The sequence below is a fragment of the Bacillus sp. UMB0728 genome (genome assembly GCF_002858875.1).
Taxonomy (GTDB): Bacteria; Bacillota; Bacilli; order Bacillales; family Cytobacillaceae; genus Bacillus_AB; species Bacillus_AB infantis.
The window spans coordinates 674,030-696,111 of the sequence record NZ_PKLA01000003.1 but is presented as its reverse complement, the minus strand read 5'-3'; the positions used below and the strand labels follow the sequence as shown (position 1 = coordinate 696,111).

The 22,082-nt window shown below is 48.0% G+C and carries 20 protein-coding genes, 1 other RNA gene and 1 other annotated feature; of the genes, 18 read left to right on the top strand and 3 right to left on the bottom strand.

All coding sequences use genetic code 11. The annotated features are described in order from the left end of the window. Positions 1-300: 300 nt before the first annotated feature. Positions 301-2,496, top strand: a complete 2,196-nt coding sequence (locus tag CYJ37_RS14570; protein WP_009796202.1) for a RelA/SpoT family protein — start codon at positions 301-303, stop codon at positions 2,494-2,496. 12 nt (positions 2,497-2,508) lie between these two features. Further along, positions 2,509-2,949: a D-aminoacyl-tRNA deacylase gene (gene dtd / locus CYJ37_RS14565; RefSeq protein WP_009796203.1), complete on the top strand. Its 441-nt coding sequence runs from the start codon at positions 2,509-2,511 to the stop codon at positions 2,947-2,949. A gap of 71 nt (positions 2,950-3,020) precedes the next feature. On the opposite strand, the gene CYJ37_RS14560 is transcribed toward dtd, so the two are convergent. After that, positions 3,021-4,766: an SH3 domain-containing protein gene (locus tag CYJ37_RS14560; protein WP_009796204.1), complete on the bottom strand. Its 1,746-nt coding sequence runs from the start codon at positions 4,764-4,766 to the stop codon at positions 3,021-3,023. A 205-nt stretch (positions 4,767-4,971) separates the two neighbouring features. Between CYJ37_RS14560 and CYJ37_RS27320 the strand changes: the two genes are divergently transcribed. The 5 genes from CYJ37_RS27320 (at position 4,972) to CYJ37_RS14540 (ending at position 9,882) form a co-directional block, all read left to right on the top strand. Then, complete coding sequence (locus CYJ37_RS27320; RefSeq protein ID WP_165352527.1) at positions 4,972-5,148, top strand: hypothetical protein; 177 nt, start codon at positions 4,972-4,974, stop codon at positions 5,146-5,148. Positions 5,149-5,265: 117 nt separating this feature from the next. Next, positions 5,266-5,505, top strand: a binding site (T-box leader). Positions 5,506-5,605: 100 nt separating this feature from the next. After that, positions 5,606-6,880, top strand: coding sequence for a histidine--tRNA ligase (hisS, locus tag CYJ37_RS14555; RefSeq protein WP_101550402.1), 1,275 nt, complete (start codon positions 5,606-5,608; stop codon positions 6,878-6,880). A 3-nt stretch (positions 6,881-6,883) separates the two neighbouring features. Then, the gene (gene aspS / locus CYJ37_RS14550) at positions 6,884-8,659 is read left to right on the top strand and encodes an aspartate--tRNA ligase (protein WP_094766988.1); all 1,776 of its coding nucleotides are present in this window, start codon (positions 6,884-6,886) and stop codon (positions 8,657-8,659) included. 63 nt (positions 8,660-8,722) lie between these two features. Continuing rightward, a non-coding RNA gene (gene ssrS, locus CYJ37_RS14545) (6S RNA) lies at positions 8,723-8,909 on the top strand. A gap of 208 nt (positions 8,910-9,117) precedes the next feature. Continuing rightward, positions 9,118-9,882 carry a tRNA threonylcarbamoyladenosine dehydratase gene (locus tag CYJ37_RS14540; RefSeq protein ID WP_009796209.1) on the top strand — a complete coding sequence of 255 codons (765 nt, stop codon included), beginning with the start codon at positions 9,118-9,120 and terminating at the stop codon, positions 9,880-9,882. Positions 9,883-10,474: 592 nt separating this feature from the next. Here the strand turns inward: CYJ37_RS14540 and CYJ37_RS14530 are convergent. Next, the gene (locus tag CYJ37_RS14530; RefSeq protein ID WP_101550400.1) at positions 10,475-10,957 is read right to left on the bottom strand and encodes a Myb-like DNA-binding domain-containing protein; all 483 of its coding nucleotides are present in this window, start codon (positions 10,955-10,957) and stop codon (positions 10,475-10,477) included. 109 nt (positions 10,958-11,066) lie between these two features. Beyond that, complete coding sequence (locus CYJ37_RS14525) at positions 11,067-12,338, bottom strand: replication-associated recombination protein A (protein ID WP_009796211.1); 1,272 nt, start codon at positions 12,336-12,338, stop codon at positions 11,067-11,069. A 246-nt stretch (positions 12,339-12,584) separates the two neighbouring features. On the opposite strand from CYJ37_RS14525, the gene CYJ37_RS14520 reads away from it, so the two are divergent. From CYJ37_RS14520 to CYJ37_RS14475, 11 genes are all read left to right on the top strand, one after another. Further along, positions 12,585-13,277 carry a YczE/YyaS/YitT family protein gene (locus tag CYJ37_RS14520; protein WP_009796212.1) on the top strand — a complete coding sequence of 231 codons (693 nt, stop codon included), beginning with the start codon at positions 12,585-12,587 and terminating at the stop codon, positions 13,275-13,277. Further along, on the top strand, positions 13,274-13,693 hold the full coding sequence (gene cymR / locus CYJ37_RS14515) for a cysteine metabolism transcriptional regulator CymR (protein ID WP_009796213.1): 420 nt from the start codon (positions 13,274-13,276) through the stop codon (positions 13,691-13,693). Before CYJ37_RS14520 ends, cymR begins: the two co-directional genes overlap by 4 nt. A 94-nt stretch (positions 13,694-13,787) precedes the next feature. Further along, positions 13,788-14,930, top strand: a complete 1,143-nt coding sequence (locus tag CYJ37_RS14510; protein WP_101550398.1) for a cysteine desulfurase family protein — start codon at positions 13,788-13,790, stop codon at positions 14,928-14,930. A 90-nt stretch (positions 14,931-15,020) separates the two neighbouring features. Further along, positions 15,021-16,133, top strand: a complete 1,113-nt coding sequence (gene mnmA, locus CYJ37_RS14505; RefSeq protein ID WP_101550396.1) for a tRNA 2-thiouridine(34) synthase MnmA — start codon at positions 15,021-15,023, stop codon at positions 16,131-16,133. A 195-nt stretch (positions 16,134-16,328) separates the two neighbouring features. After that, a complete protein-coding gene (locus tag CYJ37_RS14500) occupies positions 16,329-16,979 on the top strand; it encodes a tetratricopeptide repeat protein (protein WP_094766993.1) in 651 nt (216 codons plus the stop codon). A 43-nt stretch (positions 16,980-17,022) separates the two neighbouring features. Further along, a complete protein-coding gene (gene recD2 / locus CYJ37_RS14495; RefSeq protein WP_101550394.1) occupies positions 17,023-19,443 on the top strand; it encodes an SF1B family DNA helicase RecD2 in 2,421 nt (806 codons plus the stop codon). A gap of 61 nt (positions 19,444-19,504) precedes the next feature. Further along, positions 19,505-19,666 carry a hypothetical protein gene (locus CYJ37_RS27315; protein WP_009796218.1) on the top strand — a complete coding sequence of 54 codons (162 nt, stop codon included), beginning with the start codon at positions 19,505-19,507 and terminating at the stop codon, positions 19,664-19,666. Positions 19,667-20,017: 351 nt separating this feature from the next. Next, the gene (locus CYJ37_RS14490) at positions 20,018-20,491 is read left to right on the top strand and encodes a PRC-barrel domain-containing protein (RefSeq protein ID WP_101550392.1); all 474 of its coding nucleotides are present in this window, start codon (positions 20,018-20,020) and stop codon (positions 20,489-20,491) included. 55 nt (positions 20,492-20,546) lie between these two features. Further along, positions 20,547-20,738, top strand: a complete 192-nt coding sequence (locus CYJ37_RS14485; RefSeq protein WP_009796221.1) for a hypothetical protein — start codon at positions 20,547-20,549, stop codon at positions 20,736-20,738. A gap of 17 nt (positions 20,739-20,755) precedes the next feature. After that, positions 20,756-20,890, top strand: a complete 135-nt coding sequence (locus tag CYJ37_RS14480; RefSeq protein WP_022544219.1) for a YrzQ family protein — start codon at positions 20,756-20,758, stop codon at positions 20,888-20,890. A gap of 73 nt (positions 20,891-20,963) precedes the next feature. Further along, positions 20,964-22,034, top strand: a complete 1,071-nt coding sequence (locus CYJ37_RS14475) for an AI-2E family transporter (RefSeq protein WP_101550390.1) — start codon at positions 20,964-20,966, stop codon at positions 22,032-22,034. The last annotated feature ends 48 nt before the right edge of the window (positions 22,035-22,082 follow it).

Below are 22,082 nucleotides of genomic sequence, written 5' to 3'. Positions count from 1 at the left end.
AAAAATTGTTTAAAAAAAGCGGGGCACTATCAACATAGTGCGCCGCTTTTCCTTTTCTGCAAAGTTTACAATAAAACATAAGAAGAATCCGGCAAAAAAAGAGCTTTTTCGACAAAAATCTTCAATTCCATATAAAAATAACTTCCAATCCCTTTACATCCACGGTTTTTTTTTCGATAATAGTAACAATCATTCTTTTTTCAGTTCTATCATTAATTGAATGGTTGTAAACGGAGATTTTAGGGAGAATCCGGGCAAGCTTGGATTCTTATTAAACTTTATATAGATAAAGGTGATTCTATGGCGAACGACCAGGTTTTGACCGCCGATCAAGTCATCGAGAGGACAAAAGAATATTTAAATGAGGAGCATGCCGGAGTCGTACGGAAGGCCTATGAATTTGCGAAACATGCCCATCGTGAACAATATAGGAAATCCGGGGAGCCATACATCATCCATCCAATCCAGGTGGCAGGGATCCTGGCCGATCTTGAAATGGATCCATCGACAGTTGCTGCAGGTTTTCTTCATGATGTTGTAGAGGATACGGAAGTCACATTGGCTGATATCTCAGAGGCATTCAATCCGGAAGTTGCGATGCTAGTCGATGGCGTGACAAAACTGGGGAAAATCAAATACAAATCACAGGAAGAGCAGCAGGCCGAAAACCATCGGAAAATGTTTGTTGCCATGGCCCAGGATATTAGGGTCATCCTGATTAAGCTTGCAGACAGGCTCCATAATATGAGGACGCTTAAGCATCTTCCTGCTGAAAAGCAGCGCAGGATATCGAATGAGACGCTTGAAATCTTTGCGCCGCTTGCCCACCGCCTAGGTATCTCGAAAATCAAGTGGGAGCTTGAGGATACGGCGCTCCGCTATCTCAATCCGCAGCAGTATTACCGGATTGTCAACTTGATGAAGAAAAAGCGTGCCGAGCGCGAGCTCTATCTGGAGGAAGTCATCGGCGAAATGAAAGGCAAGATGGATGAAGTGTCCATCAGAGCCGATCTTTCCGGCCGGCCGAAGCATATATACAGCATCTACAGGAAAATGGCGCTTCAGAATAAGCAGTTCAATGAAATCTATGATCTGCTTGCGGTCCGCATTGTGGTCAACAGCATTAAAGACTGCTATGCTGTCCTGGGCATCATCCATACATGCTGGAAGCCTATGCCCGGGCGGTTCAAGGATTATATCGCCATGCCGAAGGCGAATATGTACCAGTCTCTGCATACAACGGTCATCGGCCCAAAGGGCGACCCGCTTGAGGTGCAGATCCGCACAACCGAAATGCATCAAATCGCAGAGTTCGGGATTGCGGCCCACTGGGCATATAAAGAAGGCAAAACTGTCAATGAAGGCTCTTCTTTCGAAGAAAAGCTGACATGGTTCAGGGAAATCCTCGAGTTTCAGGATGATAGCGTGAATGCAGAAGAATTCATGGAATCGCTGAAAATTGACCTTTTTTCTGATATGGTGTTTGTATTTACGCCAAAGGGAGATGTCATCGAGCTGCCTTCAGGGTCTGTCCCGATTGATTTTGCCTATCGGATTCACTCCGAAATCGGCAATAAAACAATTGGTGCAAAGGTTAACGGAAAAATGGTCACTCTGGATTATAAATTGAAGACCGGTGATATCCTTGAGATTCTCACGTCCAAACATTCCTATGGGCCGAGCAAGGATTGGCTGAAGCTTGCCCAGACGACTCAGGCGAAAAATAAAATCCGCCAATTTTTCAAAAAGCAGCAGAAGGACGAAAACTTCGAAAAAGGCAAAGAGATGGTTGAAAAAGAAATCCGCAATATGGATTTTGACATCAAAGAAATCCTGACTGCCGAGAATGTCCGGAGAGTGTCTGAAAAATTCAATTTTGCCAGTGAAGAGGATATGTATGCCGCCGTCGGCTATAATGGCGTCACGGCTCTGCAGGTCGCAAACCGTCTGACCGAAAAATGGCGGAAAAAGCGTGATATGGAGCAGGTTACCGATATCTCCAATGCCGTTTCGGAATTGAAATCCTTCCCTTCTGTCAAGAAAAGGGAATCTGGCGTAAGGGTTTCAGGGATTGATAATCTCCTGATCCGACTTTCCCGCTGCTGCAATCCAGTGCCGGGAGATGAAATTGTCGGCTTTATCACTAAAGGCAGGGGGGTGTCTGTCCACCGTTCAGACTGTACCAATATTGATACTGCCGATGCCAAAGCAAGGCTCATCCCGGTTGAATGGGAAACAGGCCTCAATGATAAAAAAGAATATAATGTCGAGATTGAAATCAACGGCTATGACCGCCGCGGCCTTCTGAACGAAGTGCTGCAGGCCGTCAATGAAACCAAAACAAATATATCTGCAGTGTCTGGCAAATCGGACCGCAATAAAATGGCTACCATCAATATGTCGATCAGCATCACAAATGTAAGCCATCTGCAGAAAGTTGTGGACCGCATCAAGCAGATTCCTGACATCTATTCTGTCAGACGTATCATGAACTAAGGGGTATACAAAATGCGAGTAGTTGTTCAGCGAAGCAAAGAAGCGAGTGTGACTGTAGAAGGAAAGGCTGTAGGCAGCATTTCCCGCGGATTTGTTTTGCTAGTGGGCGTCACCCATGAGGATGGGGTGAAAGATGCTGAATATCTGGCTGATAAAATTGCCAATCTCCGCGTATTTGAAGATGAAGAGGGCAAGATGAACAGATCTTTGCTGGATGTTGGGGGAGAAATTCTTTCTGTGTCCCAGTTCACTCTATACGGCGACTGCCGTAAAGGAAGAAGGCCAAACTTCATGGAAGCGGCCAGGCCTGACCATGCCCTTCAAATCTATGAGGCGTTCAATGGGCTTCTCCGGGAAAAGGGCATTAAAACAGAAACAGGGCAGTTTGGCAGCATGATGGACGTCAGCCTGGTGAATGACGGACCGGTCACACTGATAATAGAAAGCAAATGACAGTCTGAGAAGGCTGTTTTTTTTTTTGAAAAAATAGAGAGACCTTCAATTTGAAGGATCTCTCTATCGCATTAATATCTTTTAAAATACCGGGCAAGGCCCTGATAAATGCCGGCTGCAGCTGCCTCCTGATACTGAGGGGAGGTAACGAGCATTTCTTCTGCCGGGTTGCTCAGATAGCCTAATTCAAGGAGAATGGCATTTTTATTATTTTCTCTGATGACAAAATAATCGCCGGCCCGCACACCGCGGTCCTTCAGCTTCGTCTGGGCGGCCAGGGAGCTGTGGACGCTCTCGGCGAGAGGCTTTTGGAATCCATGATAATAGTAAACCGTCATGCCGCGGACACTTTTGTCATTTATGCTGTCATAATGCAGGCTGATGAAAGCATCGGCATTATGGTATGATGCGGAGCCGACCCTCGAGCTGAGCGGGATATAGGTGTCAGTGGATCTTGTTAAGATTACATTGGCGCCCGCAGCTTTCAGCTTGCTGTACAGAAGCTGGGCTGTTTGAATGGTAACAGTTTTCTCCTGGGTTCCCCGCGCTCCGGTTGTGCCATTGTCGCGGCCGCCGTGGCCGGGATCAAGGACGATGGTTTTCCCCTGCAGGTGAAGCTCTGCGCCCGGCTTTTCGATCTGGGGCGAGCTTCCGCTCAAGGAAACGATCCATCCGGCTACATAGCCTGCCTTCCCGTCCAAGCTGATTTTGTACCAGTCTTTCTCACGGCCCAGCACCTCGAACGATTCCCCTGAGTTGGCCAATTGCAGCACAGAGCTTCCTGTGCTGGCATCTTTCCTGATATTTGTTCCGTTATGTAGTATGGTGATGGTGCTGCCTTTTGCCGGTTTGCTGCCGTTTGCAGGGGAAACCTCTGACTTATCGAGATACCATGCTGCTATCCAGCCATATGAACCGGGCTTGTACTCAATTTTTGCCCAATTGTTCTTTTCTTCAATAATTGAATAGGTTTCGCCTTTTGAAACCGATCCGAGAACTTTCCCATTCAAGGAGCTTGTATCCCTGAGATTTAAGGTCTGGGCAGTAACTGTTCCCGTCAGTCTTCCTGATGGCTTCGCGCTGCTGCCGGCACTTGGGTTCTGGCTTAAGCTTTTGGAAGAAGAAATGAACTCGCTGCTCACCCATGCATGATTGCCGCGGAAGATAATTTCTGTCCAGCTCCCGTTATCGGATACAATGCTGACCCTGTCACCGCTTTGAAGCTTCCCGAGGACCGTGCCCTGTGTTCCGGGAGCGCTCCTGACGTTCAATGAATCACCTGTGACTGTTCCTTCAGCAGCCGAAGCTGCTTCGGCTTTGCTGCTTCCCTCTGTGATAAAATCTGCGGAGACCCAGCCATTTCCGAATGAGCCGGTAATCCTGACCCAATTTCCCTCTTTTTCAATAATGCCGGCCTTTTGCCCTTTATTCAGGACAGCTATGACCGAGGCATCTGTACCGGGATTTGACCTGACCCGCAATCCATCAGCTGTGACAGTCCCGCCTGAAGATACAGAGGCGGATTCTTTCTTTCCAGCTTCCTTCACTGCCAGCCAGCCCGCAACCCATCCTGTCGATCCGCCGCCAAGGTTGAGCTGCAGCCAGTCCCCGCTTTCCTTCAGGATCGGATACCGGTCCCCTTTGGCTGCCTGTTTGACAATCGAATAGCTGAGCCCCGGGCCGCCGCGGATATTCACTCCGCTGTCTGCGATCAGTGCTGTTCCGCCGGATGCGGCAGTGCTTTCGGATGGCCTCCATACTCCCCCTGCTAAAAGGATGAAGCATAGAAATAGTAATATGTTGCTGCTTTTTAACAAAAAGTCCCCTCCTTTTGCAAAATCATGGAGTGTATAAATATAAGTTCTATTTTAGAACATAAAACCCCTGCTGTTAATATCGGAATTTTGCTGTCCAATTTTAGCCATTAGCTGAAAAGGCAATTTAATTGGCTGCCAAGGGAATGTTTAAGAGGCTTTCAAGACATACTGAAAGAATAAAAAACTTTTCGGGTAGGGTGGTCTGATGAGATTTGGAGAAAAGGGCATGCATGCCCATGAGAACGGAAATCAGCTGTTTGGAGTGGACTTCCACGATTTCATCCAGAAGGAGCAGGGTTCCGGCATGTACGAACTTGCTTCGGAATTCGGCCTCAGCATCGGGGATGTCAGGAAGCTGAAGAGGAAGCTTGAGCGTTCCTAGAGAGGTGCAGCCGCACAGGGGAAAGAGCCTTCCGGAAATACTGTCACCGTCTCTTTTACCCCTTGACAATGGCTGAAATGGTCTTTATGATTAGATAAATAAAATCACTATTCATATTGAACACTGATGATGGAGAACAGTAGTTGAGAAATGTGTGAAAAGAGAGGAAATGCCCTGGGCTGAAAGCATTTCTGCATGGCAGCTTGATGAATGAACACTCCGTAGGATTCTCCCTGAAAAAGCGGACCGTTTTAGTAGGGGCTGAACGTTGACAGGCGTTAACTGTAAAAGTGGAAGTGCATGATGGTTATGCCTTCAATTAGGGTGGCACCACGGGATCTAACTCCCGTCCCTTGTATGGGAATACAAGGGACGGGAGTTTTTTGCATTTAAAAAGCGCAGCATGTCCCCGGTGTGCCCTGTTAGTATACATAGGAATGCTAGGAGGAAACAGGAAATGGCAATGAATATACCGAGGGGTACCCAGGATATCCTTCCTGGAGAATCGGAAAAGTGGCAGTATATTGAAGGAAAAGCGAGAGAGCTGTGCAGCAGGTTTCAGTACCAGGAAATCCGGACGCCAATTTTCGAGCATACCGAACTCTTCCTGAGAGGGGTCGGAGATACAACGGACATCGTCCAAAAAGAAATGTATACCTTCGAGGACCGCGGCGGGCGCAGCCTGACACTGAGGCCTGAAGGCACTGCACCGACTGTACGGTCATTTGTCGAAAATAAGATGCATGGCAATGCCAATCAGCCTGTAAAGCTTTATTACACAGGCCCGATGTTCCGTTATGAACGCCCTCAGGCAGGCCGCTTCAGGCAATTTGTACAATTCGGGGTAGAGGCGCTGGGGAGCTCGGATCCAGCCATTGACGCAGAAGTGATTGCCCTGGCTATGAGCATCTACAAAGAACTGGGACTGAAGAAGCTCAAGCTGGTCATCAACAGCCTGGGCGATAAAGAAAGCAGGAACAGCCACCGCGAGGCGCTGATTGCCCATTTCAAGCCGAGGATCGGAGAGTTCTGTTCTGACTGTCAAAACAGGCTGGAAAAAAATCCGATGAGGATTCTGGACTGCAAAAAGGACAGAGAGCACGAATTGATGCAGACTGCCCCTTCCATTCTCGATTTTCTCAATGAAGATTCAAAGAAGTACTTTGAGAAAGTGCAGCAGTACCTGGCGGATGTATCCATCGACTTTACGGTCGATCCAAATCTCGTGCGCGGCCTGGATTATTATAACCATACTGCCTTCGAAATTATGAGTGATGCTGAAGGCTTCGGAGCGATCACGACTCTTTGCGGCGGAGGGCGCTATAATGGCCTGACTGAGGAAATCGGCGGACCGGAAGCACCGGGCATCGGCTTTGCATTCAGCATTGAACGCTTTCTGTCAGCTTTGGAGGCAGAAGGTATCAAGCTTCCTGTTAATGAAGGAATTGACTGCTATCTCGTGGCTCTTGGGGAAGAGGCGAAGGATTATTCTGTCGGCCTCCTGCATAAGCTGCGCATGGCAGGTATTTCCGCAGAAAGAGATTATCTGGACAGAAAGATCAAAACACAATTCAAGGCAGCTGACCGCATGAACGCAAAATATGTAGCCGTCCTTGGGGAAGATGAATTGAAAGCAGGCAAGATCAATGTGAAGTCCATGGAAACCGGTGATCAGACCGAAGTCAGCCTGGATTCATTCATAGACCAATTAAAAGAGCTTATAGGGGGTTAATGTATGTTTGGGAGAACATATTTCTGCGGAGAAGTAACAGAAAAAAGCATAGGTGAAAAAGTTACACTCAAAGGCTGGGTTCAGAAACGCCGTGATTTGGGCGGATTGATTTTCATTGATTTAAGGGACCGCACGGGACTGGTACAGGTAGTGTTCAATCCTGAAACTTCCCCTGAGGCTCTCGCTGCAGCTGAAAAAATCAGGAATGAATATGTACTGAGTGTGGAAGGAAAGATTGTTGCAAGGGAACCTGGCACAATTAACGAAAACCTGCCTACAGGCAAGATTGAAGTCAGTGCAGAAGCAGTAACAATCATCAATGAAGCGAAGACACCGCCGTTCGTGATCGCTGACCAGACAGATGTATCGGAAGATGTGCGACTGAAATACCGCTATCTTGACTTCAGGCGCCCCGTTATGTTCGAAACCTTCAAGATGCGCCACCAGGTGACAAAGTCAATCCGGGATTACCTGGACAGCGAGGGCTTCCTTGATATTGAAACGCCTATCCTGACGAAGAGTACACCTGAAGGAGCCCGCGATTATCTCGTTCCAAGCAGGGTCCATCCTGGCGAGTTTTATGCTTTGCCGCAGTCTCCTCAAATCTTTAAGCAGCTTTTAATGGTGGGCGGAATTGAAAGATACTATCAGATTGCCCGCTGTTTCCGTGATGAGGATCTCCGTGCAGACCGACAGCCGGAATTCACGCAAATCGATATTGAAACAAGCTTTATGAGCCAGGAAGACATCATTTCTATGACAGAGCAGATGATGACGAAGGTGATGAAAGAGGTTAAGGGCATTGATATCACACTGCCCATCCAGCGCATGACCTATCAGGAAGCGATGGACCGCTACGGCTCTGATAAGCCGGACACCCGTTTTGCAATGGAGCTGGTCAACCTCTCTGAAACACTGAGCAATTCAGGCTTCAAAGTATTTGCAGGTGCGATTTCTTCCGGCGGGGAAGTCAAAGCAATCAATGTGAAAGACGCTGCCTCCAAATACAGCCGCAAGGACATTGATGCGCTGACAGAATTTGCTTCAAGATATGGTGCTAAGGGTCTGGCTTGGCTGAAAGCAGAAGAAGAAGGCTTAAAAGGGCCGATTGCAAAATTTGTTGCAGAGGAAGAGCAGGCAGCTATTAAAGAACTGCTGGGAGTCGAGACAGGAGACCTGCTCCTATTTGTGGCCGATAAGAAAAGCGTCGTCGCTGACGCACTTGGGGCCCTGCGCCTGAAGCTTGGCAAAGAGCTTGGACTTATCGACCAGTCCCTCTTCAATTTCCTTTGGGTGACAGAATGGCCGCTGCTTGAATTTGATGAAGAAGAAGGCCGCTACTATGCTGCCCACCATCCATTTACAATGCCAAACCGCGAAGACCTGGAATACCTTGATACTGATCCTTCAAAGGTAAAGGCCCAGGCTTATGACCTTGTGCTGAATGGATATGAGCTCGGCGGAGGCTCACTGCGTATCTTTGAACGCGAGATCCAGGAAAAAATGTTCTCTGTTCTTGGCTTCAGCAAGGAGGAGGCAAGGGAGCAATTCGGATTCCTGCTCGAAGCGTTTGAATACGGTACTCCTCCGCACGGCGGCATTGCGCTTGGCCTTGACCGCCTTGTGATGCTGCTGGCCGGAAGCTCGAACCTGAGGGATACGATCGCTTTCCCGAAAACGGCAAGTGCAAGCTGTCTCCTGACCAATGCACCCGGCGAAGTAAGCGAGGCACAGCTGAACGACCTTCACCTGCAGCTTAACCTGAAAAAAAGTGAGTAATTACCTATCCCTTATTCCTTGATACTGGCAGGCGGGATATGATACTATACTATCAATAACAGAAGAGTCCTAATGTGTTCGTTGTTTCACCTGACATTTTGACCTAACATTATTCCTTCGGGAGCCCGGATTTCCTTGCGGCGTAAACGCCTCTGGCTAGGGGACTTACACAAGCGGGAATAGGGCACCCACCTGCTGAGTGCGGGTTCAAAACGAAGGCATCCAAGGCGACGGCACAATTGGGACTCTTCTTACATACGAATGCTAAACCATGCTTACAGGCGTGGTTTTTTTATTGTTCACTGCCCTTAATTCCCATAGAAATACTTGTTTTTATAATGAAGTATGATATATTCATTATCGGGTAATAGATACATAAGAGATAAAGGGGCCGTATGAGCGAAAATGCCCCTGATACAGGCATATTTATTCAAAAAATGAAAATGGAGTTGAGATATATGCTGCACCAATTTTCACGAAACGAACTTGCGATTGGCCAGGAAGGCCTTGAAACAATGAAAAACAGTACAGTGGCAGTCCTTGGAATTGGAGGAGTGGGCTCATTTGCTGCAGAAGCATTGGCGCGTTCAGGAGTCGGGAAGCTCATTTTAATTGATAAGGATGATGTTGATATTACCAATGTCAACCGCCAGATCATTGCTTTGGTTTCGACTGTCGGGAAACCGAAGGCAGATTTAATGAAGGAACGCATCAAGGACATCAATCCTGACTGTGAAGTGATCGCTTTAAAAATGTTTTATACAGAAGAAACTTATGAGGAGATTTTTGCTTACGGGCTGGATTATGTAGTAGATGCCAGTGATACGATTTCTTATAAAATTCACCTGATCAAGGAGTGCCTGAAGAGGGACATCCCGATGATTTCGAGCATGGGCGCAGCCAATAAAATGGATCCAACCAGGTTCCAGATTGCTGATATTTTTAAGACGCATACCGATCCGATTGCCAAGGTGATCCGCACCCGTCTGCGCAAAGAAGGAATCCGCAAGGGGATTCCGGTTGTGTTTTCAGATGAAAGCCCGATTGTGATCCGTGAGGAGGTAAGGAAGGAAGTAGGCAAGGACGATGCCAAAATCCGCAAAGCGAAAATGCCTCCTTCTTCGAACGCATTTGTTCCTTCTGTAGCCGGACTGGTCATGGCAAGCTATGTGGTGAGGGATCTGCTGAAGGATATTAAGATTGTTAGGGTTAATGATAAATAAGGAAGCCTTGTTGAAGAGCACTGCAGTTACTGTGGTGCTCTTTTATATGTGTTCAAGACGAAATTTTCCACTTGGAAGGGGGCTGTTGATTTGCGTTCCAGGCACTTCGCTTTACGCGGGGCGGCGCTGAGCCTCCTCGTCGTCCCTCCTGCGGGGTCTCAGCTCTGCCGCTGCAATCCCGCAGGAGTCTACGTGCCTTCCACTCCAATCAACAGGGTTCATAACTTTGTTCGGGAGTGCTAGGATTTACTATTAAATTTATTAAGTCCTCATTACAAGGCATTATCTCTGTATTTGTTCCTTTGGTTGGAGATCTTAACACTTATATACCCTTCGGAAATTAAATTTGATTGCATTGGGATCAATTTTCCTTTTTAGAGGGGGGCTGTTGATTTGCGTTCCAGGCATTTCGCTTTCCGCGGGGCGGAGTTGAGCCTCCTCGGAGCAAGCTCCTGCGGGGTCTCAACTCTTCCGCTATTTCCCGCAGGAGTCTTCGTGCCTTGCACTCCAATCAACAGGGTTTGATAACTTTATTCGGTAATGAAAAGATCTGCAATCTATTCCAATTGGTTACAATAAATTAGACAATATTTTAATGAACCACTTTAACCCCAATTCCAGCTTCCTCGGCCATGATCCCCGCTTCTTTCAGTATCCCGAACATTTCCTCATATTTCTGAAGGTATTCCTGAAGTTTTGAATGTTTGTCTTCTAATTCCTTTTCCAGGAGCTTGTTTCTTTCTGCGAGTTTGGCCGACTCCTCCTGCAGTGCTTTTTGTTCATTTACGAGCGGAATTAAGGACTGCAGCTTTTGAAGGAATGCTAATCCATTGCTGAGGTCCAGGATATCTCCAGGAGCAGGATCTTCACAATCATCCTGCTTCACAGAAGGAGCGTCCTGATATTTCAGCAGACTGTTATACCTTGCCCTGCAGGCAGTAGCCGTTCTTGCAAGCTTTTGGGCGGCATCTTCATAGCAGGCCTGTTTCGTACGTCCCTGGTTTGTTCCTTCTTCGATTGCTTCCATGAGGAGCCGGTCCTCTTCGGCAGTCCATTTTTTATTTTTGGCTGTCATGCTCCGCCCTCCTTTTCCTTTATTTCTTATCGTCACCTGCACAAATGATCTTATTCAACAAAAGGGGCTGTCCCTGTGTGTGGACAGCCCCTTTGTAAGTTGAGATTCTTCATCTGCTTTTGTTAAGTTTTTCATATATAGCGGCGAGGGCCTGTTCGAATTTACCGGTTGTTTTAGGCTCATAATAGATTTTGTTCTTTATTTTATCAGGCAGGTACTGCTGCTTCACCCAGCCTCCGGGAAAATCATGGGGATATTTATAATCAATCCCTCTGCCAAGCTCCTTGGCGCCTTTGTAATGGGCGTCCTTCAGGTGCTGGGGCACTTCGCCGCTTTTGCCGGCCCGGATATCGGCGATTGCTGCATCAAGGGCAGAATAAGCTGAGTTTGATTTGGGAGATAAGCATAATTCAATCACTGCATTTGCCAGCGGGATGCGCGCCTCCGGAAACCCGATTCTTTCAGCGGTTTCAATGGCTGCGAGGGTGCGGGCACCAGCCTGCGGGCTTGCAAGCCCGATATCTTCGTAAGCAATGACAAGCAGTCTCCTGCTGATGCTCACAAGATCTCCGGCTTCTATCAGTCTTCCCAGATAATGAAGGGCGGCGTTTACATCGCTGCCGCGGATGCTTTTCTGGAATCCAGACAGCACATCATAGTGGGCATCACCGTCCTTATCATGGACAAAGCTTTTTCGCTGCAGGCATTCTTCGGCAGTACCGAGAGAAATGCTGATCACTCCATTTTCATCTTTTTCTGTTGAGAGGACTGCCAGCTCAAGGGCATTAAGGGAGCTGCGCACATCCCCGTTGGAGGAAGAAGCCAAATGGGACAGTGCATCCTCATCTATTTCAACTTTTTCATTCCCAAAGCCGTTTTCTTTGTCCTGCAGGGCTCTGAGCAGGCTTTTCTTTATATCCTCTTCAGAAAGCGGCTTAAGCTCAAAGATTTGGCAGCGGCTCCGTATTGCGGGATTGATTGCATGGTAGGGATTGCTTGTTGTGGCGCCGATCAGCACGATCATCCCATTCTCCAGGTAAGGAAGGAGAAAATCCTGCTTGGCCTTATCCAGGCGGTGAACCTCATCAAGGAGGAGTATGACTTTTCCGGACATCTTGGCTTCAGCAGCCACAACTTCCATATCCTTCTTATTATTTGTAACAGCATTCAATGTCCGGAAGGCAAATTGTGTGCTGCCGGCAATGGCGCTGGCTATCGAAGTCTTTCCGATCCCCGGCGGCCCGTAAAGGATCATGGAAGAAAGCTGCCTTGCCTTCACCATTCTGTATATGATTTTCCCTTCGCCGACCAGATGTTCCTGGCCGATGATATCTTCAATTGATTTAGGCCTCATGCGGAAGGCAAGCGGCTTGGTATTCATTATGCATCTCTCCAGCCAATGTAGTTGATAGCGGATGAGCGGTTTCCCGATCCGATTCTTATCATTAGTGTACCGCAAATGGGTTTCTAAAGGAAAAAGGAAGGCTCCTGCCGGCAGCAGAAGGGCGGGCGCCTTCTGCATAAAGACACGAAAATATGCTATAATGTCAAAAGTCTATATAATTACTAAGCATTTTGGTAAAATTTAATATAAAAGCCATTCTGGCACAGGGAGCAGAAGAAACCAATGATAAGAAAAAGAAAAGGGCAGACAGGGCCCCGTTTTGCAGTGTTTTTTTCAGGCCTTCTCATTATGGCCCTTGGCATCGTGCTCCTTATAAAGGCCGAGCTTGGGGCAACACCCTGGGATGTCCTCCATGTCGGCCTTTTTTATCAGGCAGGCCTGACGATCGGAAGCTGGTCAATCATTGTAGGGCTCGTCATTCTGACGGCCGCTGCCTTGCTTTCAGGGGAGATCCCCCAAGTCGGGGCATTTCTGAATATGCTTTTAATCGGAGTGTTCATTGATTTTTACATGATGCTGCCTTTCATGCAGACTCCAGGCAGTCTGGGTGGAAAAATAATTATGCTTGTCGCTGGCATCATTATTAATGCTTATGGAATGGGGCTTTATATCTCCGCCCAATTCGGGGCAGGGCCCCGTGACAGTTTGATGATTGCCCTGGCAGCCAAGACTGGCCGGAAAATCCGCGATGTCCGCGGTGCTATGGAGCTGCTGGTCCTGGCTGCAGGCTGGCTGCTAGGCGGACCGATTTTCTGGGCGACAATTCTTTATACGCTTGTCATCGGGCCGCTGGTGGGGCTTGCCCTGCCGCAATGCCAGACATTGACAGATAAATGGCTTGAAAAGCTGCGCAGCAAAAAGGGAGGCATAAGTGCTCCTTCATTAAAAGAACAAGATCGAGGTGCAAGTTCATGAAGATTTCCACTAAAGGCCGCTATGGCTTGACTATTATGATTGAATTGGCTAAAAAACATGGAGAAGGGCCGATCTCCTTGAAATCTATCGCCCAGACAAATGATCTTTCCGAGCACTATCTCGAGCAGCTGATTGCTCCGCTCCGCAACGCCGGACTTGTCAGAAGCATTCGCGGTGCCTATGGCGGATATGTGCTTGGCCATGAGCCTGCCGATATCACTTCAGGCGATATCATCAGGGTGCTTGAAGGGCCGATCAGCCCTGTCGAAGGCATTGAAGACGAAGAGCCTGCGAAAAGAGAGCTTTGGATGAGGATCAGGGATGCTGTCAAGGAAGTGCTGGACAGCACGACGCTGGAGGATCTGGCAAACCATACAGACAGCGGCGAATCTGATGCTTATATGTTTTATATTTAGTCCCGGCACCGGCTTTTTGCGAGCGGGCTGGATTTTAAAAAACACACAGCTGGGCATAGCTGTATAAAAGGAATTCAATTAGAAGGTGAATGGATTGGATAGAATTTATATTGATCATGCTGCAACCTCTCCCATGCATCCGCGCGTCATTGAGCGGATGCTTGAAGTAATGCAGTCAGATTTCGGGAACCCGTCGAGTATCCACTTTTATGGAAGAAGTGCACGGAATATTGTCGATGAAGCAAGGGAATCCCTTGCCAGGAGCATCGGTGCGCATGCAACTGATATCATCTTTACGAGCGGGGGCACAGAGGCTGATAACCTGGCGATCCTTGGAACTGCTGCAGGCCGCCCGGACGGAGGGCATATCATAACAACTGAGATTGAACACCATGCGGTTCTCCATACCTGCAGGCAGCTTGAACAGCAGGGCTTTGAAGTCACTTTTCTCCCTGTAGATGAAACCGGGATTATAAAAGTGGAAGATGTCCGGAAAGCGCTGAGGGATGACACGATTCTCGTGACAATCATGTACGGCAATAACGAGGTCGGGACCATCCAGCCGATCAGGGAAATTGGTGCACTCCTGAAGGATCATCCTGCCTATTTCCATACTGATGCTGTCCAAGCATACGGGCTGGAAAAACTGGATGTGAATGAACTGAATGTGGATTTCCTTTCAGTATCGGCCCACAAAATCAATGGGCCAAAAGGGATCGGCTTCCTGTATAAAAACAAGGCTGCAAAGCTGTTTTCCCCGAGGATGTATGGCGGGGAACAGGAAAGGAAGCGCCGTGCAGGCACGGAAAATGTTGCTTCTATAGCCGGTTTTCAGGTAGCTGTCAGCATTGCCTCCGAAAACAGGGAGGAAAGCGTCCGGAAATACCGTGAATTCAAGCGGGTCTTCATGTCAAAGCTTGAGGAAGCCGGTGTGGAATTCTGCCCGAACGGATTACTTGATAACACGCTCCCCCATGTTTTAAACTTAAGCTTTCCCGGAACTAACGTCGAAAGCATGCTCGTCAATCTCGATCTGGCAGGGATTGCCGCATCAAGCGGCTCTGCCTGCACAGCAGGATCGATCGATCCGTCGCATGTCCTAGTCGCCATGTTTGGAAAGAATTCCGGACGGCTGGCCAATTCGATCCGCTTCAGCTTCGGATTTACAAATTCCGTGGAGCAGATTGCAAAAGCCGGGGAAGAAACGGCAAAAATCATCCAGAGGCTTAGGAAATAAGCTCTCTGTCATATTGGCAGCAGCCAAAGGGGAGAAGGAAACATTTCTGCCCTTTACGATAAAAGCCGAAACACAAGAGAGGTGAGGAAGATGGCAAAATCCCCTAAAGATACCCGGGTGGTCGTCGGAATGTCAGGAGGTGTCGATTCATCTGTGGCCGCACTGCTTCTTAAAGAGCAGGGCTATGATGTTATCGGCATTTTTATGAAAAACTGGGACGATACAGACGAGAACGGCGTCTGTACCGCAACAGAAGACTATGAAGATGTCATCAGGGTCTGCAACCAGATTGGCATCCCTTATTATGCTGTTAATTTTGAAAAACAGTATTGGGATAAAGTATTTACGTATTTTCTTGATGAATATAAAGCAGGCCGCACGCCAAATCCTGATGTGATGTGCAATAAGGAAATTAAATTCAAAGCGTTTCTTGAGCACGCGATGAGCCTTGGCGCAGATTACCTCGCGACAGGGCATTATGCGAGAGTGGAGCATGGGGAAAATGGCGTGAAGATGCTGCGCGGACTTGATGAAAATAAAGACCAGACTTACTTCTTGAACCAGCTCACTGAAGAGCAGCTTTCCAAGGTCATGTTCCCGATCGGCAGCATAGAGAAATCCGAGGTAAGGGAAATTGCCAAGAAGGCCGGTCTTGCCACAGCTGCGAAAAAGGACAGTACAGGAATCTGCTTTATTGGCGAACGCAATTTCAAAGAGTTCCTTGGCAACTATCTGCCTGCACAGCCCGGCAGCATGGAAACAATGGAAGGCGAAACGGTAGGGAGACATGACGGCTTGATGTACTATACAATCGGCCAGCGCCATGGACTTGGCATCGGCGGTGCAGGCGATCCCTGGTTTGTCATCGGGAAGGACCTGAAGCGCAATGTTTTATACGTTGGCCAGGGCTTCGACAATGAAAAGCTCTTTTCAGATTCCATCATTGCTGACAAGGTCAGCTGGGTTTCAAAAGCGCCAGGCGAAACTTTCGAGTGCACAGCAAAATTCAGATACCGCCAGCCGGATAATTCAGTAACAGTCACACTGCTTGAGAATGGACAGGCAAAGGTAACCTTCCATTCGCCTATCAGAGCTGTTACACCTGGCCAGGCTGTCGTGTTTTATGATGGCGAAGTCTGCCTTGGAGGCGGAACAATCGACCGCGTATTCAACAATGAACAAATGCTGACATATGTCGGCTGAGCAATGCCCCGGTCCAGCAGGAATCGGGGCTTTTTTCTGGAATGAAGTATCGGCTTACGCCAAGCAGAAATCGGCCGCGTCTTTATGATATAATTTCTGCAGACGCCCTTATGGTGCAATATTGCTTTTTAAGGAAACAGGGTGGGACGCATCTGCGCGTGCTTCCTTGCATTACATAGATGGAGAGTGGTTTATATGGATAAAAACCAGCATGGAATTGAGCTTATGAGAGAAGGGAAATGGGAGGAAGCTGCCAAGGTCTTCATGGAGGCCATCAGTGAAAATGGCACTGACCCTGTTTCATATATAAATCTGGGCAATGTTCTTGCCGCGGCTGGGGAAAACGAACAAGCCCTTAAATTTTATCAAAAGGCCATTGAAATTGATGAAAATGCCGCTGCTGCCTATTACAGTGCAGGCAATCTTTATTTCGAAGCAGACCAGCTGGATTTGGCCAAAAATATGTTTGAACAGGCAATGAGAAAGGGGCTCGAATCAGCCGATAATTATTTCATGCTCGGACTCACACTGATGCAGCTGGATCAGGCCAGGCTGGCTCTGCCTTACCTGCAGCGAAGCACTGAACTGAATGGGGAGGATGCTGAAGCCCATTTCCAGTACGGACTCTGCCTTGCCCAGCAGGAATTGATTGACGAAGCAATCGTCCAGTTCAGCCGCTGTGTGGAAATTGACCCTGATCATGCCGATGGCTACTACAATCTTGGTGTAGCATATGGATTCAAGGAAGAAGCTGAAAAGGCGCTTGCAATGTTCGATAAAGCACTGGAAATCCAGCCGGATCACATGCTTGCTGGATATGGCAAGAAATTGATTGAAAAAAGCTGACAAACCGAAAAAATCAGCCTGCTTTTAGGAAGGGGGAATAATGATGGAGAAGCAGGATTCTCTGGATCTTTTTGCCGAACAGGGCAAATTCATCAAAGGGAAGCATCTTGTGACTATTTTTCATAATGAATCAAATCTATATACAGTGCTCCGGATCCGGGTGGAAGAGACGAATCATGAATATGACGACAAGGAAGCTGTCATCACAGGCTATTTCCCGAAGGTGCATGACCATGAATCGTATATTTTCTATGGGGAATTCAAGGAGCACCCGAAATTCGGCCTTCAATTCCTGGCGAATCATTTCCGAAAGGATATCCCCCAGACCAAGCAGGGCGTAGTAGGCTATCTTTCCGGCGAGCTTTTTAAAGGCATCGGGAAAAAGACGGCAGAATCTATCGTAGATAAACTTGGGGAGAATGCGATTTCCAGAATCCTCAACCAGCCCTCCCTCCTGGACGAGATCCCGAAACTTCCTTCTGAAAAAGCAAAGCTCCTTTACGACACACTTATGGAGCATCAGGGTCTGGAACAGGCAATGATTGCACTGAATCAGTATGGCTTCGGCCCCCAGCTGAGCATAAAGATTTATCAGATGTACAAGGATGAGACGGTCCAGCTTCTGCAGACCAATCCATATAAGCTGGTTGAGGATATTGAAGGCATCGGCTTCGGCAGGGCGGATGAGCTTGGCTACCAGCTTGGCATTTCAGGAAGCCATCCTGACCGCATCAAGGCGGCATGCCTGTATATCCTGGAAACAGAAAGCATGCAGAACGGAAATGTTTATGTGCATGCCCGCACCCTCCTGGAAAAAGCCAGGTCGCTTCTTGAAGAAAATAAAAGAGATCAGATAGAATACAGCTCCATCTCCCAGGAAGTTATCAAGCTCGAAGAAGAAGGCAAGATCATGGCAGAAGATAAGCAGATTTATCTGCCCTCACTTTATTTTGCTGAAAAGGGGCTTGTAACGAGCATCAAGCAGCTGCTGCAGCAGACCGAGTATGATGAACAATTCCCTGAGTCGGAGTTCCTGCTTGCCCTTGGCAGCCTTGAGGAAAGGATAGGTGTGCAGTACGCCCCTTCGCAAAAAGAAGCAATCCAGACCGCTCTGATGAGTCCCATGCTTATCCTGACGGGGGGACCGGGAACGGGAAAGACAACAGTCATCAAAGGCATAGTCGAACTGTACGCTGAGCTGCATGGCTGCTCACTGGAACCGAAGGATTATAAAAAGGAAGAGCCTTTCCCGTTCCTCCTGGCCGCCCCGACAGGAAGGGCCGCCAAGCGGATGTCCGAATCGACCGGCCTTCCTGCTGTAACGATCCACAGGCTGCTCGGCTGGAATGGAACGGAAGGCTTTGACCACCATGAAGACAATCCGCTGGAAGGGAAAATCCTGATAGTCGATGAAACCTCCATGGTAGACATCTGGCTGGCGAACAAGCTGTTCAAGGCTTTGCCGGAAAACATCCAGGTCATCCTGGTAGGAGATGAAGACCAGCTGCCTTCAGTCGGACCCGGCCAGGTGCTGAAGGATCTCCTTCTTTCAGAAAAAGTGCCCACTGTCAGGCTGACAGATATTTACCGGCAGGCAGAAGGCTCATCCATCATTGAGCTGGCGCACGAAATCAAAAAAGGCGGTCTTCCTGATGATATCGCGGTCCAGCAGGCCGACAGATCATTCCTTAAGTGCAGCCCTGCCCAGATTGCCGATGTGGTTGAAAAGGTAGTCCTGAATGCCAGGAAAAAAGGCTACAGGTCCAGGGATATTCAGGTTCTCGCTCCCATGTACAGGGGGCCGGCAGGAATTGATAATCTGAATAAGATCCTTCAGGAAATTTTAAACCCCAATCCTGATGGCACCAGGAAGGAGCTATCTTTCGGTGATGTGAAATACAGGGTGGGAGATAAGGTCCTTCAGCTGGTCAACCAGCCGGAAAATAACGTATTTAACGGCGATATGGGCGAAATTGTATCTGTCTTCTATGCAAAGGAAAATACCGAAAAGCAGGATATGATCGTTGTTTCTTTTGATGGTAACGAAGCAACCTATACAAGGCAGGACCTCAGCCAGATTACGCTTGCCTACTGCTGCTCTGTCCATAAATCACAGGGAAGCGAGTTTCCGATTGTCATTATGCCGATCGTCCGGAGCTATTACCGCATGCTCAGAAGGAACCTGATTTATACAGCCATTACGAGAAGCAGACAGTTTCTCATCCTTTGCGGTGAAGAATCAGCGCTGAGATCCGGGGTGCAGAGGGCGGAAGAGCAGGCAAGGCTGACTTCCCTGACAAAACGGCTTCAGGATGCACTTGGGGAAGCTCCAGAGCAGACAGGCCAGGAAGAAGCAGGCGAAGAAGCCGAAGAGGTTCCATACGAAGTAAAGCTCATGAATGCAGATCCCATGATAGGCATGGGATCCATCACCCCTTATGACTTTTTGGAAGAGAAAGCATAATCCGGCAGATTCCTGAACAGACTGAAGAATATCACTATTTCAGTTATAGAGGTGCTGGCAAATGAGAAAATGGAATCAGGAAAGCGCTCCGAACAATAATCTCCCCGCAGCAGAAATTAAATCATCAGAGCTGATCGGAAACGGAGAAGAACTCCAATTTTCTGAAGAGCTTTCAGATGGCGGAGAAAGAAATGAAATTATTGAAAGAGCTGAAAAAGAATGAGAATGAACCTGTCCGGCGCAGTCGCCTGGCAGGTTTTTTCTGTTAAAGATTTTACAATTTGAAAGACTTGTGGAAAATTTCCAACTCTTGATCCACGTCCAGCAGCTGCGCCGAGGTCACAAGGCAAACCTCCCAAAAAGGCAAAGAACGCCTTTCCGGGAGGTTTGCCTTGAGGCCCCCAGGAAGCTGGTCATGCAGACGTTGCCACAGGACGTGGCGTTCTTAGTCTGCGTTCCTTAAGGTGATCAAGGCGCTTACGCTTTTGTTCCTGTTAGTTAAGGTAAATTTTTTGCCTCATAATTCAAGGGCGGGGGGCAGACAATAATAATGTTCGGGAAGGTGGGACGATCTTTGCGGACTTTTTCCTTGCTGAAAGGGATGCCTGTCTTTGACATGGAGAACGGGACTTCAGTCGGTGAAGTGCATGATATATGCATTTCAGAGGAAGGAAGCATCACCGGTCTTCTCCTCCGCAAAGGCGCATTTCTGAAAAAAAAATTTCTGATTCCCTTTGCATCCATTGCAAGCTTTGGCAGCGGCGGAGTGATGATTAAAACAGCTTCCGGGCTTTCTCCGGTAAAACGTCTTTCCGGCTATACCTTTGAAAATCAGCATCGGATCTGCGGTAAGATGCTGATTTCCCGTGAGGGGGAGCAGCTCGGCCTTCTGGAGGATGTATATTTTCTGGAAGAATTGGGCACGATTGTAGGGTATGAGTTATCAGATGGCTTCTTTTCGGATATAACCGAAGGAAAAAAGGTAGTCAATTCAGATGAACCGCCTGCATTTGGAAAGGATGCCATCATTGTTAACGCTAAGAATTAGCCGTTTGCTCTTTCTGAACAGGCTGGCTTGCCAAACAATGCGAGGTGTCCACCATATGTTAAAATGCCCTAACTGCCAAAGCAAAGATATTGGAAAAATCGGGATAAACCAATATTATTGCTGGAGCTGCTTCATTGAGCTGTCCTTGTCAAAAGGAGTCATCAGCACCCATCAGGTAGAGGAAGACGGGACCCTGAGCTCCCTGGATGACCTGTTTGATGAAGATGACCGCCGCTATATACTATGAATAGAAGAGGTGACAGCATGAACAGACTAATGACAACAGCTCTTCTCATCGGCGCCGGCATGGCAGCCCAAAATTATATTCAAAAAAATGACATCATGTCTTCAAGGCAGATGAAGAAACTTCAAAACAGGATTGTTCGTTCATTTTCATGATTCTATCCCCCATTCCGGGGGATTTTTGCATATTTTAAGCTTCCTGCTTCACACTACAAATGAGGTGGGAAAAATGGATATCCGGTTGAAATGGTTTTACAGGCTTGGTTTCCTTCTGCTGCTTTTCATTGTCTTATTTACATTTTTAAAGCTTCAGCCGTTGTGGCTCCCGGTCATCAGGACGCTTTTTATTATTATCTTTCCATTTGCAGCTGCAGCGTTTATTACATATCTTCTTCATCCGGTAGTTGAGCGTCTCCATGAAGCAGGCCTCCATCGCGGCCTGGCGGTCATCATCATCTATACCCTTTTCTTTGGGGGAGCAGGCTATGCGCTTTACAAGGGGCTTCCGGCCATTATAGTCCAGATCAGGGACCTGGCTGAGCACGCTCCGCAGCTGGCCGACCAGTACCGGGAGTGGCTTCTTCTTCTCCAGTCGAAGACGTCCCAATGGCCTGAGCCTGTCCAGCTCAGGATCGATGAAGGAATCCAGTCGCTAGAAGCCTCTCTTGACAGGCTTCTCTCAAGGGCGATGGCATTTGCAGGGGCTATTCTGAACTTTGCTTTGATTCTGATCATTATTCCGTTTATATCCTTTTATATGCTGAAGGACTTCCTGCTGATGAAAAAAGCAGTCTGGTATCTCACGCCAAAAAAATGGAGGGAAAGCGGAAGCCTGTTCCTTCGGGATGCTGATAAATCATTGGGAAGCTATATACGGGGGCAGCTGCTTGTATGTGCAGTCATCGGTGCGTTGAGTTCCCTGTTCTTCTGGATTGCTGGCATAAAGTATCCGCTTCTTTTAGGGGCAATCATCGGGGCAACGAATGTTATACCTTATTTTGGCCCGATCATCGGGGCGGTGCCGGCTGTACTGATTGCTTCTACCATGTCAGTGAAAATGATCATTTTTGCGGCAGTCATCGTCATGGTTCTTCAATTCCTGGAAGGAAACATCCTGTCTCCGCTGATTGTAGGCAAGAGCCTGCATATGCATCCGCTCCTTATTATGTTTTCCCTGCTGGCAGGCGGGGAAATCGCCGGTGTTGCCGGCCTTATATTGGCAGTTCCAGTGCTGGCCGTCCTTAAAGTAGGCGCCATCCATGCGAGAAGGCACTTTCCAGCAAAACCGGCAGCCGAATAGCGGATGTCAGGAGTAAAAATGAAACCGCCTGAAAAGAACAGATTGACA

Coding starts and splice junctions, on each gene's coding strand:
- CYJ37_RS14570 (WP_009796202.1), top strand. CDS start 301: ATGGCGAACGACCAGGTTTTGACCGCCGATCAAGTCATCGAGAGGACA.
- dtd (WP_009796203.1), top strand. CDS start 2,509: ATGCGAGTAGTTGTTCAGCGAAGCAAAGAAGCGAGTGTGACTGTAGAA.
- CYJ37_RS27320 (WP_165352527.1), top strand. CDS start 4,972: ATGAGATTTGGAGAAAAGGGCATGCATGCCCATGAGAACGGAAATCAG.
- hisS (WP_101550402.1), top strand. CDS start 5,606: ATGGCAATGAATATACCGAGGGGTACCCAGGATATCCTTCCTGGAGAA.
- aspS (WP_094766988.1), top strand. CDS start 6,884: ATGTTTGGGAGAACATATTTCTGCGGAGAAGTAACAGAAAAAAGCATA.
- CYJ37_RS14540 (WP_009796209.1), top strand. CDS start 9,118: ATGCTGCACCAATTTTCACGAAACGAACTTGCGATTGGCCAGGAAGGC.
- CYJ37_RS14530 (WP_101550400.1), bottom strand. CDS start 10,957: ATGACAGCCAAAAATAAAAAATGGACTGCCGAAGAGGACCGGCTCCTC.
- CYJ37_RS14525 (WP_009796211.1), bottom strand. CDS start 12,338: ATGAATACCAAGCCGCTTGCCTTCCGCATGAGGCCTAAATCAATTGAA.
- CYJ37_RS14520 (WP_009796212.1), top strand. CDS start 12,585: ATGATAAGAAAAAGAAAAGGGCAGACAGGGCCCCGTTTTGCAGTGTTT.
- cymR (WP_009796213.1), top strand. CDS start 13,274: ATGAAGATTTCCACTAAAGGCCGCTATGGCTTGACTATTATGATTGAA.
- mnmA (WP_101550396.1), top strand. CDS start 15,021: ATGGCAAAATCCCCTAAAGATACCCGGGTGGTCGTCGGAATGTCAGGA.
- CYJ37_RS14500 (WP_094766993.1), top strand. CDS start 16,329: ATGGATAAAAACCAGCATGGAATTGAGCTTATGAGAGAAGGGAAATGG.
- recD2 (WP_101550394.1), top strand. CDS start 17,023: ATGGAGAAGCAGGATTCTCTGGATCTTTTTGCCGAACAGGGCAAATTC.
- CYJ37_RS27315 (WP_009796218.1), top strand. CDS start 19,505: ATGAGAAAATGGAATCAGGAAAGCGCTCCGAACAATAATCTCCCCGCA.
- CYJ37_RS14485 (WP_009796221.1), top strand. CDS start 20,547: ATGTTAAAATGCCCTAACTGCCAAAGCAAAGATATTGGAAAAATCGGG.
- CYJ37_RS14480 (WP_022544219.1), top strand. CDS start 20,756: ATGAACAGACTAATGACAACAGCTCTTCTCATCGGCGCCGGCATGGCA.
- CYJ37_RS14475 (WP_101550390.1), top strand. CDS start 20,964: ATGGATATCCGGTTGAAATGGTTTTACAGGCTTGGTTTCCTTCTGCTG.